The 15077-nt window shown below is 34.6% G+C and carries 14 protein-coding genes and 1 tRNA gene; 7 read left to right on the forward strand and 8 right to left on the reverse strand.

Annotation, left to right across the window (positions count from 1 at the left end; genetic code table 11):
• The 4 genes from ACOYLP_RS02970 to ACOYLP_RS02985 all read right to left on the reverse strand — a co-directional run.
• On the reverse strand, positions 1 to 529 hold a 529-nt coding region (locus ACOYLP_RS02970), incomplete at its 3' end, for a ribonucleotide-diphosphate reductase subunit beta (protein WP_422854687.1).
• 332 nt (positions 530 to 861) lie between these two features.
• Positions 862 to 4257 carry a hypothetical protein gene (locus ACOYLP_RS02975; RefSeq protein WP_422854688.1) on the reverse strand — a complete coding sequence of 1132 codons (3396 nt, stop codon included), beginning with the start codon at positions 4255 to 4257 and terminating at the stop codon, positions 862 to 864.
• Between the two features lie 41 nt (positions 4258 to 4298).
• Positions 4299 to 5552: an aspartate kinase gene (locus tag ACOYLP_RS02980; RefSeq protein WP_422854689.1), complete on the reverse strand. Its 1254-nt coding sequence runs from the start codon at positions 5550 to 5552 to the stop codon at positions 4299 to 4301.
• Entirely contained in the window at positions 5553 to 6026 is a 474-nt protein-coding gene (locus tag ACOYLP_RS02985; RefSeq protein WP_422854690.1) for a GNAT family N-acetyltransferase, read from the reverse strand.
• A gap of 141 nt (positions 6027 to 6167) precedes the next feature.
• On the opposite strand from ACOYLP_RS02985, the gene fbp reads away from it, so the two are divergent.
• The 4 genes from fbp to ACOYLP_RS03005 all read left to right on the forward strand — a co-directional run bounded on the left by fbp (position 6168) and on the right by ACOYLP_RS03005 (position 10030).
• Positions 6168 to 7175 carry a class 1 fructose-bisphosphatase gene (gene fbp, locus ACOYLP_RS02990; protein ID WP_422854691.1) on the forward strand — a complete coding sequence of 336 codons (1008 nt, stop codon included), beginning with the start codon at positions 6168 to 6170 and terminating at the stop codon, positions 7173 to 7175.
• Between the two features lie 153 nt (positions 7176 to 7328).
• On the forward strand, positions 7329 to 7922 hold the full coding sequence (locus tag ACOYLP_RS02995) for a HupE/UreJ family protein (protein ID WP_422854692.1): 594 nt from the start codon (positions 7329 to 7331) through the stop codon (positions 7920 to 7922).
• Between the two features lie 111 nt (positions 7923 to 8033).
• A complete protein-coding gene (locus ACOYLP_RS03000) occupies positions 8034 to 8462 on the forward strand; it encodes a deoxycytidylate deaminase (RefSeq protein ID WP_422854693.1) in 429 nt (142 codons plus the stop codon).
• Complete coding sequence (locus ACOYLP_RS03005; RefSeq protein WP_422854694.1) at positions 8462 to 10030, forward strand: S41 family peptidase; 1569 nt, start codon at positions 8462 to 8464, stop codon at positions 10028 to 10030. Before ACOYLP_RS03000 ends, ACOYLP_RS03005 begins: the two co-directional genes overlap by 1 nt.
• A 1-nt stretch (position 10031) precedes the next feature.
• Here ACOYLP_RS03005 and ACOYLP_RS03010 read toward each other — a convergent pair whose 3' ends face one another.
• Positions 10032 to 10640 carry an FAD-dependent oxidoreductase gene (locus ACOYLP_RS03010; RefSeq protein ID WP_422854695.1) on the reverse strand — a complete coding sequence of 203 codons (609 nt, stop codon included), beginning with the start codon at positions 10638 to 10640 and terminating at the stop codon, positions 10032 to 10034.
• 4 nt (positions 10641 to 10644) lie between these two features.
• Positions 10645 to 10842, reverse strand: coding sequence for a hypothetical protein (locus ACOYLP_RS03015; RefSeq protein WP_422854696.1), 198 nt, complete (start codon positions 10840 to 10842; stop codon positions 10645 to 10647).
• A gap of 136 nt (positions 10843 to 10978) precedes the next feature.
• Here ACOYLP_RS03015 and ACOYLP_RS03020 point away from each other — a divergent pair, with 136 nt between their 5' ends.
• Positions 10979 to 11557, forward strand: a complete 579-nt coding sequence (locus ACOYLP_RS03020) for a DUF3109 family protein (protein WP_422854697.1) — start codon at positions 10979 to 10981, stop codon at positions 11555 to 11557.
• 194 nt (positions 11558 to 11751) lie between these two features.
• Here ACOYLP_RS03020 and ACOYLP_RS03025 read toward each other — a convergent pair.
• Positions 11752 to 11825 (reverse strand) — tRNA-Ala (locus tag ACOYLP_RS03025).
• A gap of 156 nt (positions 11826 to 11981) precedes the next feature.
• On the opposite strand from ACOYLP_RS03025, the gene ACOYLP_RS03030 reads away from it, so the two are divergent.
• Positions 11982 to 12434 carry a 6-pyruvoyl trahydropterin synthase family protein gene (locus ACOYLP_RS03030; RefSeq protein ID WP_422854698.1) on the forward strand — a complete coding sequence of 151 codons (453 nt, stop codon included), beginning with the start codon at positions 11982 to 11984 and terminating at the stop codon, positions 12432 to 12434.
• A gap of 12 nt (positions 12435 to 12446) precedes the next feature.
• On the forward strand, positions 12447 to 13199 hold the full coding sequence (locus ACOYLP_RS03035) for a UDP-2,3-diacylglucosamine diphosphatase (RefSeq protein ID WP_422854699.1): 753 nt from the start codon (positions 12447 to 12449) through the stop codon (positions 13197 to 13199).
• A 79-nt stretch (positions 13200 to 13278) separates the two neighbouring features.
• Here the strand turns inward: ACOYLP_RS03035 and recJ are convergent, their stop codons facing one another.
• Positions 13279 to 14997 (reverse strand): single-stranded-DNA-specific exonuclease RecJ, encoded by a 1719-nt coding sequence (recJ, locus tag ACOYLP_RS03040; RefSeq protein WP_422854700.1) that lies wholly within the window; start codon positions 14995 to 14997, stop codon positions 13279 to 13281.
• Positions 14998 to 15077 lie beyond the last annotated feature (80 nt).

The following is a 15077-nucleotide window of genomic DNA, read 5'->3' on the forward strand; positions in this document are numbered from 1 at the left end:
TAGAGCAAAATGCACCAGAGAAAAAGATGCCTTCTACAGCTGCAAAAGCTATTAATCTTTCGGCAAACGAATCAGATCCAATCCATTTTAAAGCCCAGTCGGCTTTCTTTTTAATGGCCGGAAACACTTCCAAAGCATTGAAAAGCTGCGTTTTTTCAGCTTCATCTTTTACATAAGTATCAATTAAAAGCGAATAGGTCTCGCTGTGAATATTTTCCATCATGATTTGGAAACCGTAGAAAAACTTGGCTTCAGGATATTGTACTTCATTAACAAAATTCTCGGCTAAATTTTCATTTACAATTCCATCAGAAGCAGCGAAAAATGCTAAAATATGTTTAACGAAATATTTCTCATCGCTGTTTAACTTGTTGTTCCAATCTGATAAATCTTGGTGCAAATCGATTTCCTCTGCAGTCCAAAAACTAGCTTCCATTTTTTTATACCAATCCCATATATCATGATGTTTTATTGGAAAAATCACGAATCGGTTTTTATTTTCTTGTAAAATTGGTTCGATATTGGCCATTTTGTGTTTGTGTTTTTAGTATTTGGATGATTTTTTATTTAAATCTATATGTTACAAAGATTATCAAATGAAATGTAAAAAGAAAGTCAAACTTATTCACAATACGCCCTACTTTTTAACATTTCCAACAAATATCTGTTTGCAATGTGATTTTTTTATTTAATTGATTTTTAGGTATTTAAAAAATATAAAAATCTCTAAAACCCCTAAAACAAAGACATTTGCGAATTTTCTGATGGTTAATTTTTAACCCTTTGCGTCTTCTGAAAACACAATTTTTTTGGCCAAAAAGAGAGCTATTTTCCAATAAAAAAATCACTTTTCGAAAAGTGTCAAAAATACGCTCTCAATTGTATATTTCCTGTGTGGATAGTTTGACTAGTTTCCGTTTTTCTACCTTGATAGTTGATATTAATGTCTAGAAACTGGGTTAGATTTTTTTGCAACAGTAATCGCCAGGTCATATTCTTTCCGGGTTGTAATCCTTCCAACATTTGAAATGCCACTGCCGATTGTGAATCGCCTTCAAACTTGTTTTGATATAAAGAAAATTCTCCATTCATGGTAACCTTCTTTTCACTGGCATAGGAAAACGAAGTTCCAAATCGGTTTTGCATTAGTTTTTCGGAGTTGCCTATTTGATTTTCTCTGTTTTGGTATTCATAAAAAATATCCCAACTAGCATTTTTGTTAAAGAGATAGGAAATTTTTGGATTAATCTGATAACCTTCGACTTTATAATTTTTGCTGCTATAATTCTCTGATGTTAAATTAGATTTTGAAGTCTCGGTCCCCAAAGTAAATAACCAAATTTTTTGAACCAAATGGGCATATTGCAATTGGTGTGTGCTGTTTTTATTTTCTTGTGAACCAACCGAAAGTAAATTTTTTATCCGATTTGTAATAAAGGTGTAGGTCACAGAATGTTTCTGTTTGCCTCGATTGTAAAATAGGCTATTTCTAAAACTAGTGTTCAGTCCCAATAAATTCTCATCTGATGTTGAAAACGGATTTAAATCAAAATTGTCTCCGTTGCGTTTTATTTTTCGCTCTATTAAAAAAGAAGTTTGGTTATAAAAGTGAGACAAAACCTTTTTGAATCCTATTGCATTTTGCCATTTACTCATGTTTAAAGTCAATGCTTGCGAAAATTTATTTTGATGTGTTTTGACAAAAATCTGATTGGGTAAAAACACACGGACATATTTTGCCTGATCCGGAAAAGCAGCCACTTCAAACTCTTCTAATTCTTGTATTCCATTACTATTGTAGTCAATCCAGGTGTAAACACCTTGTCCCGGTTCAACTTCTAAATAAGTGAATTCCTGTTGTGCAATAGTTCCCGAAGTAGTTTCATAAGCCGAAGTGACCAGCATCAATTGATTGAAATACTTGTCGTTATAGAGCAATCTTGAATTTAATGAAGGCTCGTTATTTCTTGCAGCATCAACATATTTTAGATTTCTGTAATTGACAAATAAAGACAAATCGCTTTTATTAGTTTGTAATAATTTCGATTTTAAATAATAGGATTGAGAGGAATTTACTTTTTGCAGGAATCCGTTTTGCAAACTATCATTCACGCGTTGTAAATAACCTAATTCTACAAAAACTTTAGTACTGTCTCCACGTCCAACAAAAGCTCCATATTCGGCGAAACGCTGACTCAAAGCTGATAATTGTTGGGTTGCTACAATTTTTTCTTTATTGTTTTCCAATCGCAAACTGCTTCCAATCCAATTCTTTTTAAAGTTATAGCGAACCTGTGATTGGTTTCGGATAAAGGTTGAATTAGAATAGGTTCCGTTACTTTTAAGGTAACTGCTATTCTGTAGAATATTCCAATTTTTGAGTTTGAACAAGCCATTTACAATATGACGGCTTCCTGAAAAACTTTTAGAAAAATCCAACTTTTCAAATTGATAGGTTAGCTCACCTTTTTCGGGCAGAATGAAATCCAAACCGTTAATCAACAAACTCTGATTGCCTGCAAACGTGGTCAAATTCCAATCGCGATTGAACTCAATATTAAACAACCGCTCTATAGTTTTGAAATTTTCTTGCACATATTGGTAATTTCCAAAAGCATCAATTTGCCATTTTTTGGTAAACAAACGCTGCTTGAAATTCAGTTTGCCCGCAACGCCTTTATTGTTATTGTCGTTAATTGCAGAATATAAATTTAAATCGTTATTGCTCAAACCGACTTCAAAATCAATAGCAGTTTTTTCGCTCGGATTGTACTTTCCTAAAACTGATGCGATCTGAATTTTTGTTGGTGCCACCAATCGCGTTATTGGTTCATAATTTCCTTGCGAAATACCTGCAATAGGCTGAACATATTGGTAAATTTTTCCAATGGCTGATGAATTAATTAAAATATAATTACCAAGATTATTACCAACCAAAGTAAACCTTACGTTGTATAATTCATCTGTTGAATTGTTTGAATATTCGAAAGCCTCAATTCCATTAACCTCTATTTTTTTGTACAAAATTTTATTTTCCGAAAACGAATCCAGATACGCTGAAGGTGCATTCATCAAATTAATATTGTCTCCTGCATTACTCAAAATCGCTACTTGTTCTGAAGTTAAATTTTGTTGCAATGGTTGGTTTTTTACATCGCTTTCAGAATACAAATAACCGCCCAGACTCCAGGTTCTTGCTTCATGATTCACGCCTCCATAAGTTACAAAACGGGTGTAATTCCTATCAGAATATTGATATTCTATAACAATTCTCATTTCGGAATTTATAGGGAAAAGCGATGTAAACACAATCTCACCGGCATTATAGTCGATAATATAGTCATTGTTTTCGCCACGTTTACGAAGAATACCATTAACATAAACACGTTCCGAACCCGAAATTACTAAGACAAATAATTCACCATTATTGCCACGTAATTTATAGGGCCCTTGATTTCCTTCCTGCCCGGTGAACGAACTTTTGGCATATTGCCCGCGGACCAAAGCCGCCGAAGCAAAAATATCAGTCTTATTTTCTTCTCCTCCAAAAGTGAAATGCGTAGAAAGTCCTTGTACCTTTTTGTTGAAATTCAAAAATCGCGATTGTCGGTTTTCGAGGAATAAATCGCCGGCTCGAATGTTCCATTTATCGGTAAATAATTCAATGAAAATCTGATCAAATTCATCCAGTTTTTGGGAATAACCATTGTCTTGTAACGAAATATTGCTGTCTTGAATCGATGCACGTAATGAAACCTTGTCGGATATTTTTCCGGTAATCTGCAAATCGAGATTGGAACTTACCGAAGCATTTTGATTGTTACCAATTGTAACACCTCGTGTGATGCTTCCGGAAGTGTTCAAACCGTCAAACGGCACAAACTTTTTTATGGAACGATTGACTTTGTATAAGCCTCCGTCATTAGCAACTACTCTGTCTTGGTCGTATATGCTGTATGTTTTGGTTAGTTGTTCAGGATATTTGAAGTAGCGAACGGTCAAACTGTCTTGTGAAGTAAAGTTATTTTTAAAAATCAGTTTCCCTTTTTTGAAATCGATTTTATAAAAACTGGTGTCAATTTCTTTTCCTTCTGAAGTTTGTAGTTTGAAGAAACTTGGGCTGATGCTTACTTTTTCAATTTCGATGGTGTCTTTTGAAACCGCAAGTTTTTTACTATTATATAAAGTCTTGATTTCCTGAGCCGAAAGCCTAGAAAAGCCAATGATAAACAATAATAAAAAGAGTTTTTTCAGCATACATATAATAACGTAAAAAAGCTAGTTTGAGTATACCAACGTTACTCCTTCGTCACAATCTGCATCGTTTCTCTTGAAATTTGTTTTAGCAAAACGGTTTTATCTTTTTCAACCATTTTGGCTGCTTTCTCATCAAAATGGCGAATGGTGTAAAGCGACACTTTTTCATTATAGGAAACCTTGAATTTTTTTGACAGTATGTTTTTGAGCTCTCTGAAATTACCGAATTTGTCTTCTATACAAACGGAAAAACTAATCGCCGAATTCTGAATCAGGCTCACTTTAATTTTATATTGGTGAAACAAAGCAAAAATTTCGCTGATGTTTTCCTCAATAATAAAAGAGAAATCAATAGACGAAAGTGACAATAATAATTGCTCGTTTTTAACAATAAAACAAGGCGTTTTTGGTTCTAAATCTTCTCCTTTTGAAACACTTGTTCCAGGCAAAAGTGGGTTGATAAACGATTTTACATACAACGGAATTTCTTTTTTCTGTAATGGTTGCAATGTTTTTGGGTGAATTACCGAAGCTCCGTAAAATGCAAGCTCAATTGCTTCGCGATAGGAAATTTGATTTAACAAAACGGCATTTTCGAAATAACGCGGGTCGGCATTCAAAACTCCGGGTACGTCTTTCCATATGGTTACGCTTTCTGCGTTTAAGCAATACGCAAAAATGGCCGCGGTATAATCGGAACCTTCCCGACCAAGCGTTGTGGTGAAATTATTTTCATCAGATCCTAAAAATCCCTGAGTTATGTTGAGTGCTTTCTTTTTAATTCCTTTTGAAATTAATTCTTGTGTTTTTTCCCAATCGACTTCGGCATCTCTATAATTATTGTCGGTTTTGATAAAATTTCTAACATCTATCCAATTGTTTTTCAACCCTGCATGGTTGAAATAGTGACTTACAATAGTTGTCGAAACAATTTCTCCATAGCTTACAATTTGATCGTAAACAAAGTTGTAATTTGGTGATTTATTACTTCGTAAAAAGTACTCCAAATCGGCGAAATGACTGTTCACGGCGTAAAAAACATCATGCTCTTCATCATCAAATAAATCCAATAAAATCTGATTGTGGTATTTACGAACGTCCTGCAAAGACGATTGCAGTTCGTTTGATTTTTCAGAATAATTTTTGATAACCAACTCCAACGCATTTGTAGTTTTTCCCATAGCGGAAATTACCAAAAGGGTGTCCTCATGACCTACTTTTTCCAATACGCTGAATACATTTTTTATCCCATCGGCATCTTTTACAGATGCACCACCAAATTTGAATATTCTCATTTATAATTTACTTAAAAATTCATTTATTCCGTTCTCGTCCATTTGCGCTACGCGCCAGTCTTCCAAGATTTTTGCCCCGGATTTTTGATAAAATTCTATTGCTGATATATTCCAATCCAAAACGGCCCACTCAATCCGGCGTACTTTGTCGATTCTCCCCTGTTCAATAATTTTGGTGTACAATTCAAAACCCACACCCTTGCCACGCATTTCTTCCTTTACTATCAAATCTTCAAGATGTATGGTTTTGCCTTTCCAGGTAGAATAGCGGTAATAGTAAAGTGCAATACCAACAATATTACCATTTACCTCAGCAACGAAAGTATAAAATAATGGATCATCACCAAATCCGTCATTCTCCAAATCGGCGACAGTTACCTCAACAGCATGTGGTTCTTTTTCGAAAGTAGCCAATTCCTGAATTAGTTCAAGAACCGCTTTCATATCTTTTTTTTCTCCTTTTCGGATGTTCATTTGGATCAAATTTTTTTTCTCAGTGACAGTTCGGCCTATGGCCTCGGGTTACAAAAATACAATTATTAATTTCTTCTCGAAATAGATTTTTTCTTTGCCAAATTTATCGATATTTGCACAAACAACTACAACGATTTCGTAATGGAAGAACGCAACAGAACCTTAGGGGAATTTATTATTGAAAACCAAAAGGCACATCAGTATTCATCGGGGGAATTATCGAAAATCATTAACTCGATTCGTCTTGCTGCCAAAGTTGTAAACTACAAAGTAAACAAAGCTGGTTTGGTAGACATTGTTGGTGCTGCTGGGGAGCAAAACATTCAGGGCGAAGACCAGCAAAAACTGGATGTTTATGCCAATAATATTTTTATACAAACCTTAGTGAATCGTGAAATTGTTTGTGGAATTGCCTCTGAAGAAAGTGATGATTTTATTACGGTACAAGGATTAGATGAAGGGCATAATAATAAATATGTTGTTTTAATGGATCCTTTAGACGGCTCTTCTAATATTGATGTAAATGTTTCCGTGGGAACTATTTTTTCTGTTTTTAGAAGAATTACGCCAATTGGAACTCCCGTCACTTTAGAAGATTTTTTACAACCTGGAACGCAACAAGTGGCTGCGGGTTATGTTATTTATGGCACTTCAACGATGTTAGTTTATACAACTGGCCATGGTGTTAATGGTTTCACTTTGAATCCGGCTATTGGAACCTTTTATTTATCGCATCCGAATATGCAATTTTCGAAAGATGGGAACATATATTCTATCAACGAAGGAAACTATGTGCATTTCCCGCAAGGCGTGAAAGATTATTTGAAATATTGTCAGCTTGAAGAAGGTGACCGCCCTTACACTTCACGTTACATCGGAAGTTTAGTTTCCGATATTCATCGAAATATGATAAAAGGAGGAATCTATATTTATCCGACAAGTTCCAAAGCCCCCAAAGGAAAATTGCGCTTGCTTTATGAATGTAATCCAATGGCATTTATTGCCGAACAAGCCGGCGGAAAAGCTTCAGATGGTTTTGGAAGAATTCTGGAAATTCAACCAACAGAACTACATCAGCGTGTTCCATTCTTTTGTGGAAGCTACAATATGGTTGAAAAAGCAGAGGAATTTATGGCAAAATACAGTTAATAAAAATCCATATTTCTCATATATAGGTTTTATGATTCGACTTTACCTTTTTAGACAATAAAAATCTAAAATGTTTTTCATCGATTTTTGAGCATGTTTTTTATAGCAAAACAAAATAAATTGTAAGTTTACGATACCAAATAAACTAATGCTATGTCAGATTTCTGGATTCACTTCTCTTCTGGATTAAAACATTTGTGCAACTTACTAGCTTATAAAGATGTTTTATTTCTTCTAGTACTTACTGTTCCTTACGAATTTAAATCGTGGAATAGAATACTAATTCTAGTTTCATTTTTAACTGCGGGACATACATTGGCGCTAATGCTTTCTATTTTTAATGTCATCACTATAAAAGTAGGCATAGTAGACTTTATAATACCAATAATCATTCTTATAACAGCTTTATACACTATTATTTCTACCGGGAAATCAAGCAAAAAAGACAGTATTATCTTTATTGCTATTGTAACTTCATTGTTCGGAATTATTCACGGATTGGGATTTGCTAATTATTTCAATAGCCATATTACGGGAAAAGCTACCGATAAATTATTGCCACTTTTTGAATCATCACTTGGTTTTTGTGTTTCTCAAATCCTCACTATTACTCTAGCTTTATTGATTGGTTATGTTGTTCAAACACTACTTAAATTCTCAAAACGAGATTGGCTTTTAATTGTTTCTTCCTTTGTCATTGGCATCGTAATTCCAATGATTATCAGAAGTGAAATTTGGGTTAAATAATTGTTCAGAAGCGAAAGGTTTGGGTATATTTGCTAACCTTTTTCCTGCTGTTCGTCACGCATGGCGTTTCCTTCCATCAGGGCTAGATGAAAAACTTTATGATTATAAGTGATGAAAGAAAAAAAACAACTCAAATACGATATTGCTTATTTAAGAATTGCAGCCGAATGGAGTAAACTTTCTTATTGCAAACGCAAACAAGTTGGTGCCATAATAGTGAGAGACAAAATGATTATTTCAGATGGTTACAACGGAACACCATCGGGTTTTGAAAACTGCTGCGAAGACGAAGAAGGATTAACCCAATGGTTTGTACTTCATGCCGAAGCCAATGCTATTTCAAAAGTTGCGCGTTCTACTCAAACCTGTGAAAACGCTACCTTATATATTACACTTTCACCTTGTAAAGAATGTAGCAAACTCATTCATCAATCGGGAATAAAACGAGTTGTTTTTAAGCATGGTTACCGCGATACAACCGGTTTAGAATTTTTAGAAAAAGCTGGTGTTGTTGTTAATCAAATTGAAGATTTAGGATAATGAAATCAAAGGGAAACTATTTACCAATACTATTGTTTTCTTGCGTTGCTCTGGGCATTGTAATTGGCGGTATGGTTAATTTTGCAAAACGAACCTTATCAAAACAGAATGCCAGAAAAGTCAAAATTGAACAACTGATTGATTTTATCAATGAAGAATACGTAGATGATGTCAATTCTGATTCAATTGTTGATATGACTGTGAATACTATTTTGGCCAATCTTGATCCGCATTCAGTGTATCTTCTTCCAAGCGAACAATCTTCTGAAGCCGAAATTATGAAAGGTGATTTTGTGGGTATTGGCGTTAATTTTTATATGTATAATGATACCGTTACTGTGGTAAAACCAATAGAGAACGGTCCGGCAGCAAAAGCGGGAATCCTTTCTGGAGACCGAATTCTATATGCTGATAACTCCAAACTTTTTGGAATAAAATTACCAACCGACAGTTTATATAGCAAACTAAAAGGCGAAGAGGGCTCAAAAGTTTTATTGACTATTTTTCGAAAAAGCACCAATAAAAAACTAAAGATTACGGTTGAACGTGAAGTTGTTCCGATAAAAAGTGTCGACACCTATTTAATGCTAAACAAAACTTCTGGGTACATTAAAATCAACCGTTTTGCAGAGAATACGTATGACGAATTCAGAGTTGGATTAGAGCAATTGAAAAAACAGGGAATGACTACTTTAGTGATTGACTTGCGAGACAATGGTGGTGGTTATTTGGAAAAAGCTGTCGAAGTTATTGATGAACTTTTAAAAGACAAAGAACTTATTGTTTTTACCAAAAACAGAAAAGGGATAATCGATAAAACATTTGCTACTGAAGGCGGCATCTTTGAAAAAGGAAAAGTATTTGTTTTAATTGACGAAAATTCGGCATCCGCAAGTGAAATTCTGGCTGGTGCGATTCAGGATAATGATAGAGGGACCATTGTAGGCCGTCGCTCTTTTGGAAAAGGATTGGTTCAACGCGAAATGGGCTTTCAAGATGGTTCAGCTGTTCGTTTAACAATTTCCAGATATTACACTCCAAGCGGGCGATCTATTCAAAAACCATATACAAAAGGCGATGCAGAAAAATACAGTCATGATTTTGAAAACCGTTTTGCAAGTGGCGAACTTTATGAAAAAGACAAAATAAAAGTGGCTGATTCACTAAAGTTCAAAACTAAAAAAGGTCGAACTGTTTATGGCGGTGGTGGAATTGTACCTGATATATTTGTTCCTCTTGAAGTAAAAAAAGGAGAAGAAAATTTGGCTTATATTTTAAATTCAGGCATTGTGGGACATTTTGTTTTTGAACAGCTAGACAAAAACCGAAACGAATTCAAAGGATTAAAATTTGGAGCTTTTTTAGCTAAATTAGAAACTGATACTGGCAATGTCGCAAAATTTGAAAGGTATCTGAAAGATGCTGGTTTGGAAATGAAATTAGACAGCAATAAAACTTTGGTCAAAAAATATATAACAGCTGAATTTGCCCGACAATTATTTGGGGAAAGCCAATACTACACTATCATTCTTAAAGATGATACTGTTTTAAATGCTGCTTTAAAATAGACTATTTTTTTATCGAGTCATGGCTTTGCGAAGATATTCCGTTATTCCACAAAGTTAAAATATCGGTCGCCACAGCCGCGCCACTTCCTGCTGCAATAGCTAACTGACTGCGCCAACCTGCAAGTGTTCCAACTACATAAATACCTTCAGTTACTTTATGATCTTCGTTTTTCAATTGAATGCGTTGTTTTTCGGCTAAAGCTTTTTTGTGTGGTTCAACATAGTTCATCAAACCTTCAATATTAAAAGTATTAGAATAGCCGATAGCAACGACAATAATTTTAGCTTGATACGAATTCTTATTGGTTGTAACCGTAAAATTTGGAAATTGTCCCACAACTTTAAGGACTTTTTCGCCTTCAATTTGAGTTACATGTGGATATAATTCCTGCAAATGTTGAACACTTTCAGTCAGCAATTCTGAACCTAATTTCCCTGAAGGAACACCGTAAGCATTATAAAATATAGCTTCCTGAAGTGAGGATGTTTTTTGATGTGTAATAATTCCAATTTTTTTATCCTGCACAAATGGCTTTTTGTGAGCAGAACCCAAAACCAAAGCGCTTGAGATACCAGAAACGCCACCACCAATAATTAAAACATCTAACATGCTTTTAGTTTTTTAATTTTTCTTCTATCTTTTTTGACATTCTAAAAATCAATAGAATTAAAACGGCGCAAAAAGAAGCTACAATACCAATCAAAGCAATCATACTGTCGCCTTCAAATGGTTTATTAAAATCAAGCAGAAAAACATTTACTATTATAAGCGCAATAGCAATAATAAGAAGAATGTTGGTAAAAATTTTCATGAAGTAAATTTAGAGGACAAAAATACTAATTTTTGGCATTATGCAAATAGCCCTTTAACATTAGCAGCAAATAATTTAACATGAGTTGAACTAAAATGTATTTTAAGATTTTACCTTTGCATAAAATATTTAAAATATGTTTCAATTAGGCAAAACCATCGTTTCTGAAGACATACTAGAAAAGGATTTTGTTTGTAATCTTTCGGCTTGTCAAGGCGCTTGTTGTGTAGATGGAGATGCAGGTGCACCTTTGAGTAAAGACGAAACCAAAATTCTGGAAGAAATTTATCCAAAAATTAAACCTTTTCTTCGCAAAGAAGGCATTGAAGCTATCGAAAGATTGGGAACTTGGGTTGTGGGAACCGACCAGGATTTAGAAACGCCATTAATTGACAACAAAGACTGTGCGTATGTTATTTTTGATGGGAAAACTGCACTTTGCGGAATCGAACAAGCATATAATCAAGGAATTATTGATTGGAAAAAACCTGTTTCCTGTCATTTGTATCCAATTCGTGTAAAAGATTTTACCGAATTTGCCGCGGTTAATTATGATCGTTGGGACATTTGTAATCCGGCTTGTTCATTGGGAAAAGAACTCGAAATTCCTGTCTACAAATTTGTAAAAGAAGCTTTAATTCGAAAATTTGGGGAAGATTGGTATATGGAATTAGAAAAAGTTGCTGAAGATTTAAAAAAGGAGAGCCAAAAGTAAAAAGAGACTGGCAGACTCTTATAGCGAAGGAGGCATAAGCGTGATGGCATAAAAAAACTTAATATATTTAATATAGTTCTTGTTGAGAATATAGGATTAACTTCGCTTTCACTCAAAGCTAAGCTTTGAAAATAGAAATCCAATTAAAATAAAAAAGTAAGCTATTTTATTTTAGCTCGCTTATTATTTATTCGTGGAGAATATCGGATTCGAACCGACCACCTCTTGCCTGCCAGGCAAGCGCTCTAGCCAAATGAGCTAATCCCCCATAATGTTCTACAAATATATATTTAATAGAAACAAATAACAATTCAAAACCTATCTTTTTAATAATTATTATAAATTTATTTCAACTAAAAAAGTAATTACCTTTGCAATACCCTAAACGAAGAATTGGAGTAACGGATGAAATAAATTAAAAAGCATGAGTAACATCAGAATCACCAAACAATTTTCTTTCGAAACCGGACACGCGCTCTATGGTTATGACGGCAAATGTAAAAATGTACACGGACATAGTTATAAACTCTCGGTAACGGTGATTGGGAAACCTATTTCAGACCATTCCAATGTGAAATTTGGAATGGTGATTGACTTTTCGGATTTGAAAAAAATAGTGAAAGAAGAAATCGTAGATATTTTTGACCACGCTACCGTTTTTAATCAAAATACACCGCATATTGAATTGGCTGCAGAATTAAAAAATCGAGGGCATCATGTTATTTTGGTAAATTACCAACCTACAAGTGAAAACATGGTGACTGATTTTGCACAAAAAATAAAAGACCGTTTGCCTGCTGACATCAAATTACATTCGCTAAAATTGCAGGAAACAGATACTTCTTTTGCCGAATGGCATGCCTCAGATAACGAATAACCTCAACTATTGATGACTATTTCTCACAACAAAAAAATATATTTTGCTTCCGACCAACACTTTGGCGCACCAACGCCCGAAGCCAGTTTCCCGCGTGAGCAAAAGTTTGTTGCTTGGCTTGATGAAATAAAAAAAGACGCAGAATGCATTTTTCTTTTAGGCGATTTGTTTGATTTTTGGTTTGAATATAAAACTGTTGTCCCAAAGGGTTTTATTAGAGTTTTAGGTAAGTTAGCCGAAATTCGCGACAGTGGCATCCCGATTTACTTTTTTGTAGGCAACCACGATTTGTGGATGAACGATTATTTTGAAAAAGAATTGAACATTCCGGTATACCACGACAATCAAGAGTTTACATTTAATGACAAAACGTTTTTAATTGGTCACGGCGATGGTAAAGGTCCGGGTGATATGGGTTACAAACGCATGAAAAAAGTATTCACTAATCCTTTTTCCAAATGGCTGTTTCGATGGTTGCATCCTGATATTGGCGTGAAATTGGCTCAATACTTATCGGTCAAAAACAAATTGATTTCAGGTGAAGCTGATGTAAAATTTTTAGGCGAAGAAAACGAATGGTTGGTCCAATATGCAAAACGTAAACTCAAAACCAAACATTATAATTACCTCATCTTTGGCCACCGCCATTTACCAATGGTTATCAACGTAGGTGAAAACTCCGAATATGTAAATCTGGGTGACTGGATTGGGTATTTTACTTATGGAGTTTTTGATGGTACGTCCTTTGAGTTGAAAGCATATTAATTCTCTAATCCTTTTTACTTTTGCCATTTCGAATACGTTCTTGTCATTTCGAAATGGAATTAAAAATAACAAAAAAACTTTATCTCAAATCCTTTACCCTCAACTGCAAAGTAACATTGCCTTTGTATTCGTTTTCATCAATACAATAAACTGCATCAAACGGTTTTTGGTTTTTTACCAATTGTAATTTATTGCCTAATCCAAAGCCAATGGCGCCAAACCGTGGTGCAGCCGAATCGAGGGATGGTAAACCTTCTGAGTTATTTTGCTTTATATAAAGTTTTAAATGCTCCTCATCTTTCCCTAATTGTTTGGCATAACCAGTGTCTATTACTCCTTTGGTCATAAAAACTGGTGTCATGTTTTGCGGACCAAATGGTTCAAACTGATTTAATAATCGAACTAACTTTTCATTAATATCCGTTAAATTAATTTCGGCATCAATCAAAATTTCCGGAATTAACAAATTGGGGTGAATCGTTTCGGAAACAACTTTTTCAAAGGCATTTTTAAATTTCTGATAATTCTCTTCTTTTAATGTCATTCCTGCAGCATACATATGTCCACCAAATTGTTCGAGGTGATTGGAACTTGCTTCCAACGCTTTGTAAATATCAAATTCTTTTACCGAACGTGCCGAAGCTGCCAATTTATCACCACTTTTAGTAAAGACAATCGTCGGACGGTAATACGTTTCTATCAAGCGTGATGCTACAATTCCGATGACGCCTTTGTGCCAGTTTTCATTGTAAACTACAGTTGTAAATTTATCGGTTTCCTCATTTATCTCTATTTGATCTAGCGCTTCAATTGTGATTTGCTTGTCTAAATCTTTTCTGTCGGAATTGTGTTGTTCTATTTCAGAAGCAAAATTTTCAGCTTGGTCAAAATCGTATTCTGTTAATAATGCTACTGCTTCGTTACCGTGTTTGATTCTTCCAGCAGCATTTATTCGTGGAGCAATAATAAAAACTACATCGGTAATTGTTAAGACTTTCTTTTTAACATTTTGTACTAATGCTTTAATTCCCGGTCTTGGATTAGTATTAATTACTTCCAATCCAAATTTGGCTAATATCCTATTTTCTCCAGTCATCGGAACGATATCAGCTGCAATTGCTGTTGCTACTAAATCGAGGTAAATCACTAAATTGTCTATCGTTTGGTTTCTTTTTTCTCCTAATGCCTGAATCAATTTAAAACCTATTCCACAACCACACAATTCGTCATACGGATAGAAACAATCTTCTCTTTTTGGATCCAGAATTGCAACCGCATTTGGCAATTCATTGCCCGGTCGATGGTGGTCACAAATAATAAAATCGATATTTTTTTCATTTGCGTAAGCGATATGATCAATAGATTTTATGCCGCAATCCAGCGCAATAATTAGAGTAAAACCATTGTCATCAGCAAAGTCTATTCCTTTAAAAGAAATGCCATAACCTTCATCATATCGGTCAGGTATGTAAGTTGCAACATTCGGATAATAACTTTTCAGATACGATGAAACCAGCGAAACCGCTGTTGTGCCATCGACATCATAATCGCCAAAAACCAAAATATTTTCTCCGTTAGTAATCGCACTTTCAATTCGGGCAACTGCTTTATCCATATCTTTCATCAGATACGGATTGTGCAAATCATCTAAACTCGGGCGGAAAAACTGCCGCGCCTGTTCAAACGTTTCAATACCGCGCTGCACCAAAAGTGTAGCAATCAGCTCATGCACCTTTAATTGGGTTGCCAAAGCATTTACTTTTTCGGAAGATGGTTTTGGTTTGAGTGTCCAGCGCATGTTTTTGAAATACAATTTACGAAGTTGAAAATACAAAGTTATTGAAGCAAAAATAAGTGAAAGACTATAACAAATGATAT

The organism is Flavobacterium sp. (genome assembly GCF_049318325.1).
GTDB lineage: Bacteria > Bacteroidota > Bacteroidia > Flavobacteriales > Flavobacteriaceae > Flavobacterium.